Here is a 21,197-nt window from a genome sequence, read left to right on the forward strand (position 1 = left end):
GGCAATAGCCGTTACAGCATCGTTTTCATCGCTTTTTCGAAATCGCTCCAGCTGCAGAAGCCGTCTTTATCGATCGGGCAGCCTTCCAGCGCCATCGTCACCCGCTGCGGCGGATGCTGCAGCGTCAGCCTGTCGGCGTTGCGCAGCTGCTCGGTGGACTGATAGACATACTCAATCTTCAGCAGGTCGCGATCGCCCTGCTTATCGTGCCAGCGCTGGAACACCAGCTTGCCGCCGATCGGCGTTTTTTCATACTGCTGCGGCAGCTGATAAGGCTTGAAGCGCATCGCCGACAGCAGCGAGGCGATGTTGGAGTCATGCCCCACCAGCACCGTCAGCTTCGGCGCTTCGCCCTTCGCCTTGCCGATCAGCGCCCCGTTGATGTAGCTCAGCAGCGGCTTGGCGACGTTCTGCGCCACCACCGTCGAGGTGAACAGCGAATCCTGATAGCCGTCTTTCAGCTGCGCCAGCTGCCGCCACTGCTCCGGCGTTTTCACCTTGCCCCACGCCACCTGGTCGGCCGGGAAGCCTTCGTAATACTGCAGCATAAAGGCGTCCACCAGCGAGTTGCCCACCCGCAGCGGGCCGGCGACGCCCGGCTCCTTGCCCGGCACCGCGCTCATGGTGCTGGTTGCCGCGGTCAGGTCGCACTGTTTGTCGGTTTTACAGGCGCTGGAGTCGGCGTAGTCGGTGATCTGCGCCAGCTGCCGGTAGGCGGCATCCAGCTGCAGCGAGTGCAGCTTGTCGTTCATCGCCTTCAGCGCCTGCTGGTTAAACGTCTCGCTGTTATCGGTGATGATCGGGTTAAAGGTCGGGTCCATGGTCCCCATTTTTTCCTGATGGTGCACCGCCACGTCACAGCCCGGGAACGCGCCGTTGGTAAAGAACTGCGCGGTGGCCACCGTGCGCTGCAGGCTGTTGGCGTAGACGTAGACGCTGTCCGCCGTCGGGCAGCCCTGCTGCGGCAGCAGGCCGGCCTGCTTCAGCCAGGCGTTAAAGTAGTGCCCCATATACACTTCCAGCACCCCGCCCTTGGTGGTCAGCTCGCCGCCCGGCGTATCCCACTGCGGCCAGGCCTGCGGCGTCGAGTTGGCCAGCACGCTGCCGTTATTGGCCAGCGGCGCGCGCAGGTTGTGGCGGCTCATCACCAGCACCTGCTCCAGCTGATAGTCGGCGGTTTCCGCCAGCGCAGAGGCGGAAAACAGCAGCGGCAGGCAGAGCAGTATCTTGTTTTTCTTCATCGCTAAGGGTCCCTGTTGTGTGTGTTTTTAATCAGTTAGCCTGACCGGATATCATGGCGGGGTTCGGCAAGAAAAGGTGTGAGGATTATCACGCGCGGCGCAATGCAGAGCGGCGGCCCCCTAACGGGCCGCCGAAAGAAGGTTTAATACCACAGGCTGAGGATCGGCCAGCCGATCAGCAGCAAGGCGGCGATATACAGCACGCCGAGGATCGCCCCCAGCCGCCAGTAGTCTTTCGACTTCACGTAGCCGCAGCCGTAGATAATCACCCCCGGGCCGGTGGCGTACGGCGTCAGCACGCCCATCAGGCCGATCGACAGCACCAGCAGGATAGACAGCTGCTCCATCGGCACGCCCGGCAGTCCCTTGCCCACCGCCAGGATCACCGGCAGCATGGTGGCGGTGTGGGCCGACAGGCTGGCGAACAGGTAGTGGGCGAAGTAGAACACCAGCACCAGCGCCACCACGGTCATCGTCGGCGAGAAGTCGCTCAGGTGGGTGCTCATGGTGGTGGCGAACCAGTCGATAAAGCCGGAGCGCGTCAGGCCGTTGGCCATCACCACCAGCGTCGCCAGGTTCACCAGCGTGTTCCAGGCGCTGGAGTATTGGGTGATCGCCTTCCATGACACCACGTGCAGCGCCAGCATCAGCGACACCGCCAGCAGGCACACCGCGGTGGCGTTCACCACTTTTCCGCCGAACACCCACAGGCACAGGCTGAGCAGCACCAGGCCGATCAGGGTGTACTCCTGACGGCTCAGCTTACCCATCTCCGCCAGCGCGCCGTCGGCCCAGCCGGCCACCTCGCTGCTGTGGGTGACGCCCGGCTTGTACAGGTAATAGGAGAGCAGCGGCGCGATAATCAGCAGCACCAGCCCTACCGGCAGGAACGTCATAAACCACTGCATCCAACTGATATGCACGCCGGCGATCTTGCTGACAAACTCAATCCCCAGCACGTTCGGCGCCGCACCGGTGACGAACATCGACGAGCTGATGCTGGTGCCGACCACCATCATCCACATCAGGTAGCCGCCGATGCGCCGCGACGACGGGTCGTTGGGGAACGAGTCAAACAGCGGCGGCAGGTTTTTCACCACCGGGAACACGGTGCCGCCGGTGCGCGCGGTGTTGGACGGGGTGAACGGCGCCAGCAGGATATCGATAATCACCACCGCGTAGCCGAGCGTCAGCGTCCGCTTGCCCATAAACTTCACCAGAAACAGCGCGATGCGCCGCCCCAGCCCCGTGACCTCGTAACCGAGGGCAAAGATAAACGCCCCGAACACCAGCCACACCGTGGTGCTGGAAAAACCGGCCAGCCCCCACTTCAGCGCCTCTTTGCCGGCCTTAAAGCCCGGCTCGGCCAGCTCCTGCGGGCTGAACAGCACCCAGGGCGCGCCCAGCACCCCCACCGTCACCGCGATAAAGCTGATGGCGGTCGCCGGGATCGGCTCCAGGATCATGCCGACAATCATGGCGACAAAAATGGCGAAGTAGCGCCACGCCTGCGGCGGCATGCCGTCCGGCGCCGGGATCAGCAGCAGCACCGCCAATACCACCAGCGGCGCCAGCGCCTTGGCGAATTGTTGTTTCAACGGACTCATAGAGGTTCTCCTGAACGCAGCATTATTATTCCTGTGAGGCCGCCGGCGGCATCTGCGCCAGCAGCCAGGTGACCATTAGTAAATCGGCGCTGCCGCCGGGGCTGAGATGGCGGGCGATGCACTCGGCGTCAAACCGGCGCAGCCGCGCGTTGCCCTCGCTGCCGCCGGCGCCGCCCTGCGCCAGCAGCTGCGACGCCCGCTGCTGCAGCCAGCGCAGCCCTTCCATGCCGCCGCGCGCGGCGACATTGGTATCGTCGTTGTGCGCCATCAGCCACAGCAGGCAGTCCTGCAGCGCGCTCTGCGCGTCATCGCCCTGCCGCAGCCGCCGCAGATAGCGCGGCAATGCGCCGTGCAGCACCAGCGGGAAGCCCGCTTCAGCCTCGCCGCGCGCGCCGCCAAGACCATAGCGGCGGTACAGCCGCTGGCCGGCGGTCTGCCCGGCGTTGTTGCGCCGCAGCTCACGCGCCGTCAGCCCCCGACAGATGGCCGCCACTTCCGCACACAGCGCGGCGGGCGTACGCCCCGACGACGGCAGACGGCCGAACGCGCAGCACAGCAGCCCCAGCGCAAATACGCTGCCCTTGTGGGTGTTGACGCCGCCGGTGGCGCGGAACATCTGATTTTCGCAGGCCAGACCGAGCGGCCGCAGCCGCGCCAGCACGCGATCGGCCGGCAGCGCCGCGTCCTGCCGCCCCTGACGGATAAAGCGCGGCAGCCAGACGCCGATGGCGCGCGCGCTGCGGTAGAAGTGGCCGATATGCATATCCCGGTGCGCGCCGTTGTTGTCACGATCCACCAGGCCGGGCTTCGGCGTCAGGTTGACCTCACTCAGCAAGGCGCGGTAGGCATGCAGGGCAAAACGCCGCTCGTCCGCCGATGGCGGCGGCAAACAGGCGCAGCTAGCGGGCAGCGAGCGCGGCATTGAGCGTCTCCTCCATGGCGGCCAGCAGCTGCCCGACGTCGTGACGCCGCTGGCGTGCGCAGAGGCGCGCCGGCTGGTCGCACAGCAGGCAGCGCCGGGCGGGCAGCCCGCAGTCATCGCGCGACAAAATACGCCCCTGCGCGTCCAGCACGTCGATATCCCACAGCCGCCCGGCGGGATGCGTCTCCTCCAGCCGGATGCAGCACTGCTTCACCTGCGGCGCGGCGGCCTGCAGCGAGATAAAACCTTCGCCGCCGGCGGGCAGTCCCAGCGCCTCGGCGCGCAGGCAATGCCAGCCCTGCCGCCGTTGCTCGTTGCGCAGCGCCTGCCAGCCGAGGTTAAAGATGCGCCGCGTCAGCGGGCTGTCCTTCAGCGCGCCGGGCGCCAGCGGCGTCAGCACCACCAGCGTCGCCGGGTGGCGCGCCAGCCAGGCCTGCTGGCGGCCGCGCCGTTGCTCGCGGGCGGCGAGCAGTTCCGTCAGGCCGACGGCGCGGTTGGCGGCCCGTTCGGGATGCAGAGTCGTCATACGCTACTCCGCCACCTGACGCACCACGTCAATCACCGAGCCGTCGCGGTAGCGCACCACCGCCACCACCCTGTCGCTGAAGGCGATCGGCTGCGGCTCACCGGTCAGCGTCAGGGCGCGCTGGCGCAGCCAGTCGATATCGACCACCGCCAGTCCGGCGTCGCGCAGCCGCTGCGCCAGTTCCGGGCGGGCCGGGTTAACGGCAATCCCGTGATCGGTAACCAGAATGTCGATGCTGGAGCCTGGCGTAACGCGGGTGGTCACCTTATCCACCAGCGTCGGGATGCGCCCGCGCACCAGCGGCGCGACGATAATCGCCAGCCGCGCAGCGTCGGCGGTGTCGCAGTGGCCGCCGGAGGCGCCGCGCAGCACGCCGTCGGAACCGGTCAGCACGTTGACGTTAAAACCGGTGTCAATCTCCAGCGCGCTCAGCACCACCACGTCGAGCCGATCCACCGCCGCCCCTTTCGAGGTCAGGTTGGCGTACTGATTGGCGCTGATTTCGATATGCTGCGGGTTACGCGCCAGCGAGCCGGCCGCGGCGCGGTCAAAGCTCTGCACGTCCAGCAGTTTGCCGATCAGCCCCTTCTCGTGCAGATCCACCATGGTGGAAGTGATGCCGCCGAGCGCAAAGCCGGCGCGCACGCCGCGGGCGCGCATCTTGTCCTCCAGAAAGCGCGTCACCGCCAGCGACGCGCCACCGGTGCCGGTCTGCAGCGAAAAGCCCTCGCTGAAGTAGCCGGAGGCGGCGATCACCTCGGCGGCGCGGCGGGCGATCAGCAGTTCGCGCGGGTTAGAGGTCATGCGGGTGGCGTCGGCACCGATCTTGTCGGCGTCGCCGACCCGCTCCAGCTGCACGATCAGATCGACCCGATCCTGCGCCAGGCTGGCGGGATGGTGCGGGTACGGTGCCAACGTTTCGGTCAGCAGCACCACGGTGTCGGCGTGCTGCGCGTCCACTTTGGCGTAGCCGAGCGAACCGCAGCAGGCGTCGCCGCTGTAGCCGTTGGCGTTGCCGAACTCATCGCAGGCCGGCACGCCGAGGAACGCGACGTCGATATGCAGCTCGCCGGATTCAATCAGGTTGACCCGCCCGCCGTGGGAGTGGATCTGCACCGGCTGCGCCAGCAGGCCGCGGGAAATCTCTTCCGCCAGCGGGCCGCGCAGGCCGGAGGTGTAGATACGGCTGACCACGCCGTGGCGGATATGCTCCACCAGCGGCGCATGGCACTCGCTGAGCGAGCTGGAGGCCAGCGTCAGGTTGCGAAAGCCCATCGCCGCCAGCGTCGCCATCACCTGGTTCAGCGCCAGATCGCCGCCGCGGAACGCGTGGTGGAACGAGATGGTCATACCGTCCTGCAGGCCGCTGCGGCGCACCGCCTCCTGCAATGAGTCGCAGCGCTTTCTGTCGCGCGGTCTGGCCGCCTGCCGGTTGGCTTTTGAACTCTCCTGATAGCCGGCCAGCTGATGCAGATCGACCGGACACTGTTGACGTTTCATTGCGCCTCCCCGCTGTGCGCTGCTTCTTCACGAATGCCGGACAGCGCCGCGCGCTGCAGCACCAGACGCGCCCGCTCAATCACCGGGCTGTCGACCATTTTGCCGTTCAGCGACACCACGCCGAGCCCTTCGCGCGCCGCCGCCTCGGCGGCCTGCACCACCCGCTCGGCGTGCGCCACCTCTTTGGCGCTTGGCGCGTACAGGTTGTGCAGCAGCTCAATCTGCCGCGGGTTGATCAGCGATTTGCCGTCGAAGCCCAGCTGTTTGATCAGCGCCGCCTCCTGCAGGAAACCGGCCTCGTTGTTGGCATCGGAATAGACGGTGTCGAACGCCTGAATGCCGGCCGCTCTGGCCGCCTGCAGAATTGAGCAGCGGGCGAACAGCAGCTCAATCCCCTCCGGCGAACGTTCGGTGCGCAGATTGCGCACGTAATCCTCTGCGCCGAGCGCGATGCCGATCAGGCGCGGCGACGCCTGGGCGATGGCGACGGCGTTGGTGATGCCCGCCGCCGACTCAATCGCCGCCAGCAGGCCGGTGCTGCCCTGTGGCCGGCCGCACGCGCGTTCGATGGCGTCGATTTCATCCGCCATATCCAGCACGTCCTGCGCGCTGTCGGTTTTCGGCAGCCGCACCACGTCGGCGCCGCCGCGCACCACCGCCTGCAGATCCGCCAGGCCGTAGGCAGAGTCCAGCGCGTTGACCCGCACGATGGTTTCCACCGCCTGATACAGCGGGTGCTGCAGCGCGTGATACACCAGTCGGCGCGCCGCGTCTTTTTCCCGCAGGATCACCGAGTCTTCCAGATCGAACATCAGCGCATCGGCCTGATAAATAAAGGCGTTGCTGACCATCGCCGCGTTGGCCCCCGGCACGAACAACATGCTGCGTCGCGGACGGGATTTATTCAGCGTTTTCATCGTTCACCTCCCAGGGCAGCTGGCCGCCGTCGCTGGCGCGCATCAGCGCGGTTTCCAGCCGGGCGCGCAGCACGCAGTCCAGCGCGCCCTTATCGTCAACCATCACCTGCACCGGCTCGACGCCGTACTGGTTCAGCACCTGCAGCAGCGTGCGGCGGATCGCCGCGCCGAACTGTTTCTCCACGCTGCTGGCAATCAGCAGGTCATGCTGCGGGCCGTCGCCGGGCGCGATGCGCACCATTACATCGCTGGATTCCAGCGTGCCGGCCATTGCTTCTCGGATTATCTTCATCATTCACCTGATTGTGCGGACTCAAATTCCGGCGACGCCGCGTGAGCCTGGCGTCGCGCCTGCAGATCCTGCAGATAGTAAAGGGTGTCTTCCGGCACCAGCGGTGCGGCGGCGTGGAAATCGCCGGCCGCCAGCAGTTTGCGCACCCAGGAGGCGGAGATGGCGGTGCCCTGATACTGCAGGCGTTCAATCTCCACCAGCTGGATCGGCGGACTGGGCAGCGTCGGCGTTTCCAGCCAGTGGCGCATATCGCGGTTATATTTCGCCGTCACGGCGCAGAAGGGTTCATTGCCGACAAAGCGGTGGGTAATGCCCAACGCCGGCGCCAGATACTGGCGGAAGATTTTTAAATCGATTTCGGTGTAGCAGTCGTCGGCCACACCCTGCTCCTTGATGAAGTAACAGGGAAAGGTGGCGCGCGAGATCACATACTGCGAGCCTTCATGCACCGTCAGGTTGGCGATGTCGCGGCTGCCCTGCATCACCAGCCGGCGACGGTCCTCATAGAGAAAACGCGAGGTGTCTTCGCGCACCAGAAACAGGTGCAGCCAGTCGCACTGTGCGGCGGCGCGGCGAATCAGATACTGGTGGCCGCGGGTGAACGGGTTGGCGTTCATCACGATGCTGCCGATCACGCCGCCCGGCCGGCGCTGTGTCGCCAGCCGCGCCGCATAGCGCTGCAGGCGGCACGGGCTGTTCTCCATCAGCACCACAATGCCCGGCACGTCGGCGATCGGGTAAAAGCCGCACTGGCGGAACAGGTCGGCGTTTTGCGTTTTGGTATAGATAAACAGCTGACTGTGATGACGTTCGTACGCCAGATTGACCAGCTCAGTCGCCAGCGACAGCGCCAGCCCGGCGCCGCGCAGCTGCGGACTGATGGCGACGCATTTAATAATATTGCCGGCGATGCCGCCGCAGGCCACCAATTTATCGTTCTGCGTAACGGTAATAAAAACTTCCACCGTCGTATCCATATTCAGCTCATTGGCGCGCAGAAATGCGCGAATATCGGCAATGGCCTGATGCTCCGTTCTGTAGACTCGATTAAATATGGCGCCCGCCAACATAACTCGCTCGCTAATATAACAATTTAAATACAAAACCCGGTTTTAATTAACAATGACGGTCAAATAAAAACTTAAAAACCATCAGGTTACGCCGGATATAACAACAAAGAGGTAAGCTGGAAATTATGGTAAAGGGAAATATTTCGGTAATAATTGACCTAATTCACAAAGCGTTGGCGATTAATAAGTTATTTAATGGTTTTTATTTACTTAATTATTTTTATCGTTTTTATTGATCTGACGCGGTAACCCGATGGCCGAAGATCTATTACCTTCAGCTAACGCGTTATTTCATCGGGGGAAGCATATGGAATGGCTGAATATCTTAATCGTTGAGGACGAAACGCCGCTGGCGGAGATGCACGCCGAGTTTATCAAGCAGCACGGCAACTGCCGGCAGATGTGGCTGGCGGGCAACCTGGCGCAGGCGCGCGCGATGTGCGAGCGTTTTAAGCCCGACCTGATCCTGCTGGATAACTTCCTGCCCGACGGCCGCGGCATTGAGCTGCTGCGCGAGCTGACGCTGCAGGGCTACGGCGGCGGTATCGTGTTTATCACCGCCGCCAGCGATATGGATACGGTGGCCGAAGCGCTGCGCTACGGGGTATTTGACTATCTGATTAAGCCGCTGGCCTATGACCGGCTGGCGCAGACCCTGCAGCGCTTCAGCCAGCGGCGGCAGGCGCTGAAGGGGAAAAACCGCGTCAGCCAGCAGCGCATCGACGAGATGTTCAACACCTACGCCCGCAGCGAGCGGCAGGCGGCGCTGCCGAAGGGCATCGACGCGCTGACGCTGGGCAAGGTGCGCGAGCTGTTCAGCGACCCGGCCGCGCGCCACACCGCCGAAAGCGTGGCGCAGCAGCTGGGGCTGAGCCGCACCACCGCCCGCCGCTACCTGGAGTTTTGCAGCGCGCACCAGCAGCTGACGGCGGAGATGGTTTACGGCAAGGTCGGCCGCCCGCAGCGGATTTATCGCGGCGCCGCCGTCGCCTGACGCCCGCCTCCCCGCGACAGGGCAAGACTTTTGGCGGCGAAATACGCTAAATCTGCAAAAAACTCAAGCAATTGCGTATTCTGTAAGCAAACAGTCACAGAATGCGTAATCCCCCTTTGACATGCCCGCGGCGGCTCGCTATGATTCGCCCCGTTCACACGATTCCTCTGTAGTTCAGTCGGTAGAACGGCGGACTGTTAATCCGTATGTCACTGGTTCGAGTCCAGTCAGAGGAGCCATATTTAGAGAAGCCCGCTTAAGGAAACTTAAGCGGGATTTTTGCTTTGGGGATGGGATGGGTGCCGGCGGATAGCGCGCAACGGCGTGAGTTGGGGGAGAGGGTTAGGCAATCAGAATCCCCCTCTTCCATCGGTGCTTTCTGTACTTACGGGTGTGTTATTTCCCAGCGACTGCTGTCACAGACGCCAAGATAAGCAATCATCTCACCTTCTGCGCCATCGTATATTGATTCATACGCCACGAACCGGCTTACGGCAGCGAGTTCGCAGGATATGATATTTTCGACCTGAGCAGATATAACTTGGTATAGCGCGCGTTAGAATCCGATGTTCTGCTAAGAGCGAGGAGCGGACGATACTGACGTTAGTCAACGCAAATGACAAACCACGAAGCCCGCAAATCCGGGCAATAATTACGCGTGTCATTCCAACCCGGATTAAGCTATGGGATAAAATAATAACGTAGCATGGACAACTTGATTAACTTACGCGCTCTGCTGGCAGACGACTTCCAGATTATTACCGTCAGGGTCAAAAACGTACGCAGCATAGTATTGTGAATGATAATGTTTACGGACTCCTGGAGCCCCGTTATCTTTCCCGCCCGCCAGAAGAGCCTGCTGCCAGAACTGATCCACAATGCTGCGCTTATCAGCAGAAAAAGCCAGATGCAGTGGTGCACCAGTTTCCTCATTGTCGTGCAACCATAACCGGGGATAGCCCTGCAGCCCAAGCCCGTAACGAAAACCACCGGTTCGTGTTTTGGCTGGTTCCTGGGTGATAATCAGCCCGAAGCCTAATGGCTCAAGTGCCTGCAAATAGAAGCGCAGTGATAACGGCGCATTTTTCACTGAAATCTCAAGATGGTCGATAACAGACATAAAAACTCCCGTTATGTGTCAGGGGGCAAACTGAGTAACGCAGCAAAAGCCTGCCCGTTCATGCGGGCGACTTTTAACAGGCGGGGACGTGATAAACCGGTGACCGCCGCCGCCGAAAAACCGCGCAGTGCGGTGACGACGAAATCGCCCAGCTCTTTCGCTCTTTCCGGTTCTGACTGGCGGAAGTAATCCTCAATAAACAGCATTCCTGGTTTTGCATACTGGTCTGCCAGTTTCCGTGCCTGTTCATCATCAGCACGCATACCTTCTGCGACGAGGCATCCCCGTCGCAGCGGGGATTTCACATACAGACGCGCAGCCGTGATAAATAATTCCTCAATCGCTTCGGCCAGAGGGCGTCCGGGGATAAGGATTTTTTCCGCCGGCAGGTTGCCTTCATCAACGTAGCGCGCAAGACACCGACCAAACAGGCCGGCTTTGCTGCTATATGCGGCGTAAAGGCTTGGAGGATTAATATTTAAAACTTTTGTCAGTTCAGAAATACCAACAGCGTCATAACCTCTCTGATGGAACAGAGCCTGAGCAGTCTCAATTCCCGCTTCCCTGTCAAATGCACGCCTCCGTTTTCTGACGTTCTTTTCCGTTTCACTCATATGATCATTACCTGGCCGTGTCCGCAAGCATATGTACCCATCTTACACCATGAATATAGTGATCGCTATAAAAAATAATGACACACCACCCAGCAATGTTTATAGTGATCACTACATACAAAGATCGGAGGAACACATGATCCAGACACTCAAAGGCAAAATTGCCGTAGTTACCGGAGGAAGCAGTGGCATTGGTCTGGCTATAGCCAGACGCTTGATCGATGACGGTGCGGAGGTGGTGATTACCGGAAGAACTGCAGAAAAACTCAATCGGGCAGTTGTGACGCTGGGAGAAAAAGCGAGTGGAATTGTGACTGATGTCAGCAATAGAGCAAGTCTCGATGAACTTTACCAGCAGATCAAAACAGCTGCAGGTCATATCGATATCCTGGTGGCAAATGCTGGAGGCGGTATTCATGCGCCTCTCGGTCAAATAACTGAACAGCAGATTGATGAACAGTTCGCAACCAACGTTAAAGGCGTGGTTCTGACAGTTCAACAGGCTCTGCCTTTGCTTGGACACGGCTCCAGCGTGGTCATCATCGGTTCGACATCCTCCTTTGATCCCGGACCGGCAATGAGTATTTACGGCGCAACCAAAGCCGCAGTGCGCAACATGGTCAGGAGCTGGGTGGCAGAACTCCATGGTTCAGGCATTCGCCTCAACATCGTCAGTCCGGGGCCGACGAACACGTCTTCTCTGCGGGCTGCCTTTGGCAATAAAGCTGAGGAAGGGCTTGCCTTTCTTATCGCGAAAAGCCCGCAGGGACGTATCGGTGAGCCTGAAGAAATTGCTGCCGCTGTGGCATTCCTGGCCGGTGATGATTCGGGCTATGTCAACGGCATCGAGTTATTCGCTGACGGTGGCGCATCGCAGACCTGACAGGCCCGGCCATAAACTTGCACGGTGGCATACGGCCATCGTGTTCCTGTTGTATCTCGTTTTTTGCATGAAACAAAAGGAAACGCTGTTATGTATTCGCAAAATGAAAAAGAGCTGGTCGCTGTTCTGCAGGCTGAGCGCGACATTACTCGCCTCATCAACTCTTACCCTTATCTGCTCGACAGTGGAAAATTCAGTGAACTGGCAGGACTTTTACGCCATGCCACGCTGGAGTTGCCCGGTCATCAGGTTACGGGCAGGAATGAGATTGAGGTATTTCTGTCGTCGGGCATTCAGCAGCACCAGGACAGCACGCCTCGCACTTGGCACGTCGTCTCCAATATTCTGGTTGAGGGGAATTCTCTCAGCGGTGAAGCCTCAGCGACCAGTTATTTTACCGTTCATCAGGAACTGCCCGGCTTCCCCCTGCAACCGATTTGCACGGGCCATTACAAGGACCGCTTTGCACTCATCGGCGGTGAATGGCAGTTTGTACACCGTGCCGTCGTGCCTCATCTGATGGGCGATATCCGGTTTCATGTCAGCGGTGCCAATGCAGAGGCAAATCTGTGATTATGAAAATATCGGATAACCGCACGGCACTGATTACGGGGGCCAATAAAGGCATTGGACTGGCGATCGCAAAAGGACTGGCGCGCCAGGGATTTCGTGTCTGGATCACAGCGCGCGATCGACGACGCGGCGAAGAGGCCGTTCAGCACCTGCAGGCAGAAGGTCTCACCGTCCAGCTACTGATAATGGACGTGACTGATGACGCAAGTGTACGTCAGGCAGCGGCGACACTATCAGCAGTCACCGATAGGTTGAACGTACTGATCAATAACGCAGGCGTGCTGCTTGATGCCTCAGTTGCGCCGAGTCAGACACGCTTATCAGACATGAAAAACACCTTCGAGGTTAATCTCTTCGGTCCGGTACGAGTAACCCAGGCGTTTCTTCCCCTGCTTCAAACAGCAGAAAATGCCAGTGTTATCATGTTGGGAAGTGGTCTGGGATCGCTTGCTCTGATTACTGATGAGGCATCAATCTATTCAACCGTGAACCTACTCAGCTATAGTGCCTCAAAAGTCGCGCTCAGTGCGGCCACGGTGTGTTTTGCCAGAGAGTTAGCCGAACGGGGCATTAAGGTAAATGTCGTTGAGCCGGGTAACGTCAAAACCGATCTCAATGGCAATACCGGAGAGCTTACACCAGAACAGGGGGCAATGCCGGTTCTCAGGATAGCACTGGCAGAAGGACATAGCCCGACAGGCAAATTCTTTGGCCCGGAAGGCCGGCAACCCTGGTGATTCACTTTCACAAGCTCCTTCCTGAAATACGGACGGAGCTAGTATTTCCTTCTTTTCAGCGCAAAGCGTCAGATGTCGTAATCCGGGTATCGGCGATGGTTTCGGCAAAATGTTTGCCGAATAGCGTCGCCGGTGTCTGGAATCCCGGACGACATTCTCCCGCCAGCACTCTGCGCCCGGCTTCAGCAGCCGCCAGCGCAGTGAAGCTGTATCCATTCACCGTATCCAGCAGCATATATAGGGTCTCGCCATCTGCATTTAGCACTTCCGCAACGGCCTGATAACGGCTGGCCTCACGCTCCTGAGCAGTCGGGCCGTCGGGCAAATCAGCCAAATTGCCCTGCGGAAAACCCTCACCGGAAACATGTACGAAGGTTTTGATATCAGGAATGCCAGTCGCTTTCCAGACGGTGATTAGATCAGGAAGCGTCACAGGAAAACAGGCCTTCGGACCTTTGCCAAAATCGAACTCCTGCAGCTCACCTGACTCACTCTCCATTAGCTGGCCGTTACGGCGAATCAGGCACTGGGTTGATAAATTCTCAGCTGCGCTCACCGCAGAGCCGCGAGACATCGTGCCAGTGACATGCAGCGCCAGTGAGATGCGTGCCGGGTTATTGACCCGCGTGGCCGCGTGGGCTGCGAGGCATCCCAGCATTGCTACGCTCCCGCCGCAGCCTGGAAGCAGCATAACACCTGCTGAAGAAGCGACTTCACCGAGGATTTCTGCAATCTGGTAACTGTCCAGTTCGGCAGCCACATCAAGGTAGTGTACCTTTTTGCGGATTGCTGCCTCCATTAACGGCCGTGCAGTATGTAAAAACGGACCGGCACAATTTATAACGGTGTCAATATTATCAAAGCCACTATCAATAGTGACAGGATTATCCAACCTGAAGGCCCGAAAAGGGACATCAAGATCAGATGACATTGCAGCAAGTTTTTCTCGATCGCGCCCGGCAATAATTACCTGCAGGCGGGCTTCCAGCGCATGTTGGACGATCATACGGCCGGTATAACCTGTTGCACCGTAAATCATGAGTTTTTTCATACAGAAATAGCCCCCTTAAAAAGGAATGATTGAGGTCGGCATTGGTGGGGATACACCCACATAAAACGTCTTCTGGCCAGCACCGCCATGTTATCAGCGCCCGTGCTGCCAGCTTTTATAAACAAACTCCAGGCTGTATCCATCCGGATCTCTGACCTGGGCGGCGTAATAGCGCGGGTCATAATGAAGTTGTGCTCCTGGCGGATGGATTTCTGTTGCTCCCGCCGCGATTGCTTCTGCATAAGCCTGGTTAACCATCATTTCAGAATCCGCCGCGAACCCCACATGAACGGCCTGCGGACAGGGAATCCCCGGCCTAAGCCAGAAAAATACCCGGCCACTGGCTCCAAATCCCTTAAGATCGGGATGGCCTGACGGGCCATCGCTGCCGTCATAATCGTGGCGGTTGATGATGCCGAGAAGAGGAAGCACGCGTTCATAGAAGGTAACTGAACGCTCGGTATCGCTTACTGTAATAAAGACATGGTCCAGCATAAAAAGCTCCGTGATCAGATGTTATAACCGCCCGCGACTTCAATCGTCTGTGCATTGATCCAGCCACCATCGGCTGTAAGTAAACCGGCGATAACGCGAGCAACTTCATCAGGTTCGCCAATTCGTCCAAGCGCCGTTTGCCCGGCGAGTAACGCTTCAAACTCATCACTTAAGCCCCCGCCCAGTTCAGTACGGATCGGGCCTGGCGATACGGCGTTTACCCTGATCCCCCGTTCACCAAACTCTTTGGCCATATAACGCGTCAGCACCTCTAGCCCCCCCTTAAAAGTGGCATAGGGTGCCACACCGATGGTCGCCACGCGGGTGGTGGCGCTGGTGAGATTAACAATAGCGGCATCTCGCTGCAGAAGTGGAAGCAACGTCTGAGTGAGAAAGAAGGGCCCCTTCAGATGCACATTCATTAAGCTGTCAAACTGCGCTTCAGTCACGGCCTCAATGGGGTTATACAAACCATATCCTGCATTGTTTATCAGCCCGTTCAATCCTCTGGCCCCCCAGTGTGTCTCCATGGCCCTAGTCAATTGTGAACGAAAGTCGCTGAAACTGCTGGCATCCTCTAAATCCAGCCGCAATGCTAACGCACGCCCCCCCTCGTTATTAATCCGCTCAACAACCCGGCTAGCGGCTTCCGGCTGGCTGTTCCAGGTGAGAATTACGCCGTAACCGCGATGCGCACATTCAATCGCCGTACTGGCTCCGATGCCGCGACTTCCGCCGGTAATCAAGACTTGTTTCATAAAAACTCCTGACAGAATGGATGACGAATCCAAGATTACGCACAGCACCAGGCACTGGCTCCTGCAATCCTCTCTGACATTTGCCTAATCCTGCTTTAATCTTGTTACCTGTCCCGTACCGTGTTATTTAACGAAGATGGAAAAACAATTAACTGAACTGCGACTGCTTGCTTCCGGAGCCGGAAACAAGGCCACAGAAACCGGCATACCACGTGTCGCAATGGTACAGGGAGAAATTCCTGAACACAGGCTTTCAGCGGTATATGAACCGATGATTAACCTGATCCTGACTGGCTCCAAGAGTATGACGGTAGGGAATAAAACCTGGCAGTATGACCCTGCCACCTACTTTGTGATGTCGGTTGATCTGCCCGCCGTGGGTAAAGTTTGTGCTGACGAGAAAACCGGCGCGCCGTATCTTGCTGTGAGCCTGACGCCGAAGCCGGAAATTATTACGGAACTGCTGGATGGCATACCAGCTGCCAGCAAGATGCACCTTTACCAGGCGGGATTTTCTGTGGCTCCGGTTACGCCTGAATTGCTGGATGCGTGGCTAAGAATGCTGCGATTAATTAACAAACCTGAAGAGATATCTGCTCTGGCACCGGCCTATGAGCGTGAAATTTTATTCCGGGTGTTGCAGGGGCCGCTTGGCTGGATGCTGCGTAATATCGCCATGCCGGAATCGCATCTATCCCGGATTTACAGGGTGATTAACTGGTTGAAGCTCAACTATATGCAGGCCGTGCGGGTGGAAGAATTGGCTGCGATGGCCGCGTTGAGTGTCTCAGCATTTCATCGTCACTTCCAGGCTATAACGGCGCTCAGCCCCATGCAGTATCAGAAACGGGTGCGGCTCATGCAGGCAAGGCTGAGGTTAGCCACTACTGGGGATAGCATCACAGCCATAGCTCATTCTGTCGGTTATCACAGTCATACTCAGTTCAGTCGCGAATATGCTCGCCATTTTGGTCTTTCCCCCTCATCAGATTTGAAAAATATTTTGTCAAATAAGAACGCCTAAGCGGTGAGTTATGTCCGCTTCTGGCACTTAGCCGCCCTCCCGAGTTAAATACCAACCTCCACCAAAAATCTCTTACTTAACCGGCTCCGGCAGCGGTACGCCCTTCTTGCCGGCGTAAAACGCAATCAGCACCGCGCCCTCGTTGCCGGTATAGCCGCGATGGGCGGTATCCACCATTTCGGGCAGCACCTGACCGGCGGTGACCTGCCGTGTTTCTCCATTGGATTTCTTCTCCACCGTCACCACGCCGCTCTGCACATAGACGGCATTCGGGATCGGGTGCTGGTGCCAGGCCAGACTGCTGTTGGGGGGGATGGTGATCTTCAGCACCGACAGCTGCGGGGTGCCCTGTGGATAGGCGGAATACTGCGTACCGTCCCAGGCGTGTTCCGATTCCAGCAGCGTTTCGGTTTCGACGCCGCTGCGCTTATCGCCGTGTGCATGAGCGGAAAATGTGAGAAGGGATAACATCGCGGCGGTGCAGATTACCAAAGCGTGCTGAGGCCAACGCATAGCGCAATCCTTATGTTATACAACCGGATAACTAACGCGTGAGGCGCCGGCTGGCCTTCAGCGCGCGTCCGGGAAAAGCTTCCCCGGCTTTACACAGTATGTACAAATACTGCGCAAGCGGTAGTTTCTGCCGCCTGAGCCGCGGCCACCGGCATGATTAAGCGCGCCCTGCCGGGCGTTCTCGTTAACCATGCCGCCCCCTCTGGCAGACGGCACGACGTTAGCCGCGCCGGGAAAAACTATTTCCCCAGATAGCCCAGACGGCGGGAAATCAGTGAGCACACCTGCTCCAGCTCCTGGTTAACCCGCTCGATTTTACGCTGCATACGGTGCGTCGGCCCGGCGACGCTCAGCGCGCCGACCACGCTGCCGGTATAGTTGAAGATCGGGCGCGCCACGCAGGTCAGGCCCTCTTCGTTCTCTTCATTGTCGAGGGAGTAGCCTTTCAGGCGAATATCCGCCAGCACCTCATACAGCGCCACGCGGTCAACCAGCGTTTTCTCGGTAAACGCCGTCAGCGGTTTGCTCAGTACGCGGTCGATCTCTTCCTGCGGCTGGAAGGCCAGCAGCGCCTTGCCAATTCCGGTGCAGTAGGCCGGCAGGCGCGCGCCCAGCTGCGCGTTGGTCTGGATGGAGAGCGTCCCTTCGCTTTTGTACAGGTAGACCACGTGGCCTTCGTTGTAGACCCCCAGAAAACAGGTTTCTTCACTTTTGGCGGAAAGCTTCTTCAGATACGGAATGGAAACCTCAACCAGGTTCACATTCATTAATCCTTTAATCCCCAGCTCCAGGCTTTTCAGATCCAGATGATAGCGCTCCGTCGCGCCGTCCAGCATCACATACTGCCGCTCCTTGAGGGTTTCCAGGATACGGAATCCGGTCGTTTTCGCTATCCCGGTGCGCTTGACCAGCGCCGCCAGCGATATGCCTTCGGGGTGGTCTCCAATTTCTTCCAACAGCGTTAAAACCTTATCAATGCTGGAAGCATTCGTGCTCTCGCCACCTGACATCCTGTTACCCCCATTCGAAAATTTCCCGTTATTGTAGCCGCAATGCCACATCCTACAAAATTCGTTTGTTTTCAGTGCATTGAATATCTTGCTTCGTCCTCCCCCGCCCGCAGTTTGTGACCCCCTTCACCAATTGATAAAAAACGGAATGACATTCCTATTTATAAAAAATAGCCTAAATAAAAGGAATGACGTTCCGAAATTTTAGTTACTAAGGAAACGATATGTTCATCGTCACCATCGATTCCGGTACCACCAATACCCGGGTGCGTATCTGGCAAGATAAAAGGATCATCGCCGACGCCTGCGCGGCGGTCGGGGTGCGCGACAGCGCCAAAACCGGCAGCCAAGCGACGCTCACCGCCGGGATTAAGGATGCCCTGGATCGCGCGCTGGCGCAGGCTGAGGGCTGTACGCTCGATCGCTGCGCGATCGTGGCGTCCGGCATGATCACCGCCGATGTCGGGCTCTGCCCGCTTCCCCACCTGAACGCGCCGGTCAGCGTTGAACAATTGGCAAACGGCGCGGTGGCGCGCCATATTCCGGCCATCGCGCCGCAGCCGATCTGGTTTATTCCCGGCGTCAAAAACGCCCTGCCGACGGTAAACCTCGCCAACCTCGATATGATGGACGTGATGCGCGGCGAAGAGGTGGAAACCTTCGGCCTGCTGGCATTACAGGCCGTGCCCGGTCCGGCGGTGATCGTACTGCCCGGCTCACACTCGAAGTTCGTCAGTATCGATCGACAGCAGCGCATTGCCGCCTGCGCCACCACCATGGCCGGCGAGTTACTGGATGCGCTCACCCACCACACCCTGCTGGCCGGCTCGCTGGATCGACAGTTCGCCGCCCGTCTGGAGCGCGACTATCTGCTGCAGGGCGCCGACGCCTGCCGGCGCACCGGCCTGTCGCGCGCCTGCTTCTCCGTGCGGCTGCTGGATCTGTTTACCGCCGCCAGCCACGACCAGAAAGCCAGCTATCTGCTGGGCGTTACGCTCTGCGCCGATATTCAGGCGATGAAACAGAGCCGGGCGCTGGCGCTGACGCCGAAGACCCGCGTGGTCATCAGCGGCAAACCGATCCTGCAACAGGCGCTGGCCGCGCTGATCGCCGCCGATCCCTTTTTCACCGCCGACGCGCTGCTGGTTGACGAAGATCCCGCCCGGCCGCTGTCCTGCATCGGCGCTATCCGCGTGATGGAAATCATCATGCGTCAGGCGGCAACGCCGCACGCGTCGCCGTCCAACGCCGTCTCATCCGGAGATTCACAATGAAAATGCACCTTACGCTACCGCTGGTCGCCATCCTGCGCGGCATTACGCCCGATGAAGTCGACGACCACATCCCGGTCCTGATTGAGGCCGGCTTTGAGGCGATTGAAATCCCGCTGAACTCGCCGTCATGGCAGACCAGCATTGCCCACGCGGCCCAACGCTATGACGGACAAGCGCTGATCGGCGCCGGCACGGTGGTAAACGTCGCCGACGTCGACCAGCTGGCGGCGGCGGGCTGCCAGTTTATTGTGACGCCGGCAACGCAGCCTGCGGTGATCCGCCGGGCGCTGCACCACGCCATGCCGGCGCTGCCGGGCTGCGCGACGCCGACGGAGGCCTTCAACGCCATCGAGGCCGGCGCCCGGCAAATCAAACTGTTCCCCGCCGGCCAGTTCGGCCCCGGCTATGTACGCGCGCTGAAATCGGTGCTGCCTGAGGATATCGCCCTCTACGCCGTCGGCGGCGTCACGCCGGAAACGCTCGGCGCCTACCTGCAGGCGGGCTGCAGCGGCGCCGGCCTCGGCAATGACCTGTACCGCGCAGGACAAACGCCGGCCCGCACCGCGGCGCAGGCGCAGGCCTTTGCGGCGGCCTACCGCTCCCATGCCAACCAGTACGCTTAAAGGTACCGCTATGAAACATCACTATCTGTTTAAAAACGCCACCGTGATCGACGGCTCCGGCGGTGACGGTTACACCGCCGACGTGGCCGTCAGCGACGATCGCATCACCCGCATCGCGCCGGCCATTGATGAGGACGCGGCGGTAACGCTGGACTGCCGCGGCCGGGTGCTGGCTCCCGGGTTTATCGACGTTCATACCCATGACGATCTGATCGTGATCAAGCACCCGGACTATATCGAGAAAACCTCGCAGGGCGTCACCAGTATCATCGTCGGCAACTGCGGCATCAGCGCCGCCTGCGCGCAGATGAAAGACGAAGTGCCCGACCCGCTCAACCTGTTGGGAGAGCTGGCAGAGTTCCGTTACCCGGATCTGGCCAGCTATCGCCGCGCCGTGGATGAGGTCATGCCCTCGGTGAACGTCGCCACGCTGATCGGCCACACCACGCTGCGCAACAACGTTGTGGCGTCCCTGAACGAACCGGCGCAGAGCGCCGATATCGCTGCCATGCGCGCCGTTCTGCGGCAGGCGCTGCAGCAGGGTGCGCTGGGGCTGAGCACCGGCCTCTCCTACGGCAACGCCGTTAACGCCTCGACGGAAGAGATCTGCGCGCTGGCGGAGCTGCTGGCCGAGCATCAGGGCATCTACACCACGCATATGCGCACCGAATATGACGGGATCATCGACGCCATGCATGAGGCATTTCACGTCGGCCGTCACGCCCGGGTGCCGGTGCAGATCTCCCACCATAAGTGCGCGGGCGCCAAAAACTGGGGGCGCACGGTAGAAACGCTGGCGCTGATAGAGAAGTATCAGCAGCGCCAGGATATCAGCTGCGATCTCTACCCGTACCGCGCCGGATCCTCCAACCTCGATCCGCAGCAGGTTACGGCGGACTACGACATTTTGATCACCTGGTCCACGCCGCACCCGGAAATGGCGGGCAAAACCCTGCTGGAGATCGCCGCCGCCTGGGATAGCGATATCCACCACGCCGCCCAGCGGCTGATGCCCGCCGGCGCCATCTATTTCCAGATGGATGAAGCCGATGTGCGCCGCGTACTGGCTCACCCCAGCGCCATGGTCGGCTCCGACGGCCTGCCGTGCGATCCCAACCCTCATCCGCGCCTGTGGGGCACCTTCCCGCGCGTCTTGGGCCACTACAGCCGCGATGAACGGCTGTTCCCGCTGACGACCGCGGTGCACAAGATGACCGGCATGTCCGCACAACGCTTCGGCATGCGGCAGCGCGGGCTGATCAGGGAAGGATACTTTGCCGATCTGGTGGTGTTCGACCCGGCGCGCATCAACGACGCCGCCACCTTTCAGCAGCCGAAACAGCGGGCCGAGGGCATTGAACAGGTGTTCGTCAACGGCGTACTGACCTACAGCCAACAACAGATGACCGGCCGGCGCGCCGGGAAATTCCTGAGCAGAAACCATTAACCCGAG

The 21,197-nt window shown here is 59.8% G+C and carries 23 protein-coding genes and 1 tRNA gene; 9 read left to right on the plus strand and 15 right to left on the minus strand.

Annotation, left to right across the window (positions count from 1 at the left end; all coding sequences use genetic code 11):
* Window positions 1-11: 11 nt before the first annotated feature.
* The 8 genes from agp to citC form a co-directional block, all read right to left on the minus strand.
* Window positions 12-1,241 carry a bifunctional glucose-1-phosphatase/inositol phosphatase gene (agp, locus tag D781_RS13990; RefSeq protein WP_015672990.1) on the minus strand — a complete coding sequence of 410 codons (1,230 nt, stop codon included), beginning with the start codon at window positions 1,239-1,241 and terminating at the stop codon, window positions 12-14.
* 143 nt (window positions 1,242-1,384) lie between these two features.
* On the minus strand, window positions 1,385-2,848 hold the full coding sequence (locus tag D781_RS13995; protein WP_015672991.1) for an anion permease: 1,464 nt from the start codon (window positions 2,846-2,848) through the stop codon (window positions 1,385-1,387).
* Window positions 2,849-2,873: 25 nt separating this feature from the next.
* Window positions 2,874-3,770: a triphosphoribosyl-dephospho-CoA synthase CitG gene (citG, locus tag D781_RS14000; RefSeq protein WP_015672992.1), complete on the minus strand. Its 897-nt coding sequence runs from the start codon at window positions 3,768-3,770 to the stop codon at window positions 2,874-2,876.
* Window positions 3,748-4,296, minus strand: a complete 549-nt coding sequence (gene citX / locus D781_RS14005) for a citrate lyase holo-[acyl-carrier protein] synthase (RefSeq protein WP_015672993.1) — start codon at window positions 4,294-4,296, stop codon at window positions 3,748-3,750. Before citX ends, citG begins: the two co-directional genes overlap by 23 nt.
* 3 nt (window positions 4,297-4,299) lie before the next feature.
* Window positions 4,300-5,796 carry a citrate lyase subunit alpha gene (gene citF / locus D781_RS14010; protein ID WP_015672994.1) on the minus strand — a complete coding sequence of 499 codons (1,497 nt, stop codon included), beginning with the start codon at window positions 5,794-5,796 and terminating at the stop codon, window positions 4,300-4,302.
* The gene (locus tag D781_RS14015; RefSeq protein ID WP_015672995.1) at window positions 5,793-6,713 is read right to left on the minus strand and encodes an aldolase/citrate lyase family protein; all 921 of its coding nucleotides are present in this window, start codon (window positions 6,711-6,713) and stop codon (window positions 5,793-5,795) included. Before D781_RS14015 ends, citF begins: the two co-directional genes overlap by 4 nt.
* Complete coding sequence (gene citD / locus D781_RS14020; protein WP_015672996.1) at window positions 6,697-7,005, minus strand: citrate lyase acyl carrier protein; 309 nt, start codon at window positions 7,003-7,005, stop codon at window positions 6,697-6,699. Before citD ends, D781_RS14015 begins: the two co-directional genes overlap by 17 nt.
* Complete coding sequence (gene citC / locus D781_RS14025; RefSeq protein ID WP_015672997.1) at window positions 7,005-8,075, minus strand: [citrate (pro-3S)-lyase] ligase; 1,071 nt, start codon at window positions 8,073-8,075, stop codon at window positions 7,005-7,007. The genes citD and citC overlap by 1 nt, the downstream gene beginning before the upstream one ends.
* A gap of 307 nt (window positions 8,076-8,382) precedes the next feature.
* On the opposite strand from citC, the gene dpiA reads away from it, so the two are divergent.
* Together dpiA and D781_RS14035 are read left to right on the plus strand one after the other, a co-directional pair.
* Window positions 8,383-9,069: a two-component response regulator DpiA gene (gene dpiA, locus D781_RS14030; RefSeq protein WP_015672998.1), complete on the plus strand. Its 687-nt coding sequence runs from the start codon at window positions 8,383-8,385 to the stop codon at window positions 9,067-9,069.
* Window positions 9,070-9,232: 163 nt separating this feature from the next.
* A tRNA-Asn gene (locus D781_RS14035) sits at window positions 9,233-9,308 on the plus strand.
* Window positions 9,309-9,793: 485 nt separating this feature from the next.
* Here the strand turns inward: D781_RS14035 and D781_RS14040 are convergent.
* Window positions 9,794-10,189: a VOC family protein gene (locus D781_RS14040; protein ID WP_015672999.1), complete on the minus strand. Its 396-nt coding sequence runs from the start codon at window positions 10,187-10,189 to the stop codon at window positions 9,794-9,796.
* Between the two features lie 11 nt (window positions 10,190-10,200).
* Window positions 10,201-10,803, minus strand: a complete 603-nt coding sequence (locus D781_RS14045) for a TetR/AcrR family transcriptional regulator (RefSeq protein WP_015673000.1) — start codon at window positions 10,801-10,803, stop codon at window positions 10,201-10,203.
* A 136-nt stretch (window positions 10,804-10,939) separates the two neighbouring features.
* Here D781_RS14045 and D781_RS14050 point away from each other — a divergent pair, with 136 nt between their 5' ends.
* The 3 genes from D781_RS14050 (at window position 10,940) to D781_RS14060 (ending at window position 12,996) form a co-directional block, all read left to right on the plus strand.
* Complete coding sequence (locus tag D781_RS14050; RefSeq protein WP_015673001.1) at window positions 10,940-11,686, plus strand: SDR family oxidoreductase; 747 nt, start codon at window positions 10,940-10,942, stop codon at window positions 11,684-11,686.
* Between the two features lie 90 nt (window positions 11,687-11,776).
* Entirely contained in the window at window positions 11,777-12,259 is a 483-nt protein-coding gene (locus D781_RS14055) for a nuclear transport factor 2 family protein (protein ID WP_015673002.1), read from the plus strand.
* A 2-nt stretch (window positions 12,260-12,261) separates the two neighbouring features.
* Entirely contained in the window at window positions 12,262-12,996 is a 735-nt protein-coding gene (locus tag D781_RS14060; protein ID WP_041411826.1) for an SDR family oxidoreductase, read from the plus strand.
* Window positions 12,997-13,051: 55 nt separating this feature from the next.
* On the opposite strand, the gene D781_RS14065 is transcribed toward D781_RS14060, so the two are convergent.
* The 3 genes from D781_RS14065 to D781_RS14075 form a co-directional block, all read right to left on the minus strand.
* Window positions 13,052-14,047: a saccharopine dehydrogenase NADP-binding domain-containing protein gene (locus tag D781_RS14065; RefSeq protein WP_015673004.1), complete on the minus strand. Its 996-nt coding sequence runs from the start codon at window positions 14,045-14,047 to the stop codon at window positions 13,052-13,054.
* 93 nt (window positions 14,048-14,140) lie between these two features.
* Window positions 14,141-14,542 (minus strand): VOC family protein, encoded by a 402-nt coding sequence (locus D781_RS14070; protein WP_015673005.1) that lies wholly within the window; start codon window positions 14,540-14,542, stop codon window positions 14,141-14,143.
* A gap of 14 nt (window positions 14,543-14,556) precedes the next feature.
* Window positions 14,557-15,300, minus strand: coding sequence for an SDR family oxidoreductase (locus tag D781_RS14075; RefSeq protein ID WP_015673006.1), 744 nt, complete (start codon window positions 15,298-15,300; stop codon window positions 14,557-14,559).
* A 136-nt stretch (window positions 15,301-15,436) separates the two neighbouring features.
* Between D781_RS14075 and D781_RS14080 the strand changes: the two genes are divergently transcribed.
* The gene (locus D781_RS14080; protein ID WP_015673007.1) at window positions 15,437-16,324 is read left to right on the plus strand and encodes an AraC family transcriptional regulator; all 888 of its coding nucleotides are present in this window, start codon (window positions 15,437-15,439) and stop codon (window positions 16,322-16,324) included.
* Window positions 16,325-16,396: 72 nt separating this feature from the next.
* On the opposite strand, the gene D781_RS14085 is transcribed toward D781_RS14080, so the two are convergent.
* Together D781_RS14085 and D781_RS14090 are read right to left on the minus strand one after the other, a co-directional pair.
* Window positions 16,397-16,837, minus strand: coding sequence for a cupin domain-containing protein (locus D781_RS14085; RefSeq protein WP_015673008.1), 441 nt, complete (start codon window positions 16,835-16,837; stop codon window positions 16,397-16,399).
* A gap of 239 nt (window positions 16,838-17,076) precedes the next feature.
* The gene (locus D781_RS14090) at window positions 17,077-17,898 is read right to left on the minus strand and encodes an IclR family transcriptional regulator (RefSeq protein ID WP_343228817.1); all 822 of its coding nucleotides are present in this window, start codon (window positions 17,896-17,898) and stop codon (window positions 17,077-17,079) included.
* A gap of 173 nt (window positions 17,899-18,071) precedes the next feature.
* Between D781_RS14090 and D781_RS14095 the strand changes: the two genes are divergently transcribed.
* Genes D781_RS14095 through D781_RS14105 form a run of 3 tightly spaced genes read left to right on the plus strand, consistent with a single transcriptional unit; the run spans window position 18,072 to window position 21,191 of the window.
* Window positions 18,072-19,121: a 2-dehydro-3-deoxygalactonokinase gene (locus D781_RS14095; RefSeq protein ID WP_015673010.1), complete on the plus strand. Its 1,050-nt coding sequence runs from the start codon at window positions 18,072-18,074 to the stop codon at window positions 19,119-19,121.
* Window positions 19,118-19,744 carry a 2-dehydro-3-deoxy-6-phosphogalactonate aldolase gene (locus D781_RS14100; RefSeq protein WP_015673011.1) on the plus strand — a complete coding sequence of 209 codons (627 nt, stop codon included), beginning with the start codon at window positions 19,118-19,120 and terminating at the stop codon, window positions 19,742-19,744. The genes D781_RS14095 and D781_RS14100 overlap by 4 nt, the downstream gene beginning before the upstream one ends.
* 10 nt (window positions 19,745-19,754) lie before the next feature.
* Window positions 19,755-21,191 carry a D-aminoacylase gene (locus D781_RS14105; RefSeq protein ID WP_015673012.1) on the plus strand — a complete coding sequence of 479 codons (1,437 nt, stop codon included), beginning with the start codon at window positions 19,755-19,757 and terminating at the stop codon, window positions 21,189-21,191.
* Window positions 21,192-21,197: the final 6 nt, after the last annotated feature.

It is taken from the genome of Serratia sp. FGI94, assembly GCF_000330865.1.
In the GTDB taxonomy this organism is placed as follows: Bacteria; Pseudomonadota; Gammaproteobacteria; order Enterobacterales; family Enterobacteriaceae; genus Serratia_B; species Serratia_B rubidaea.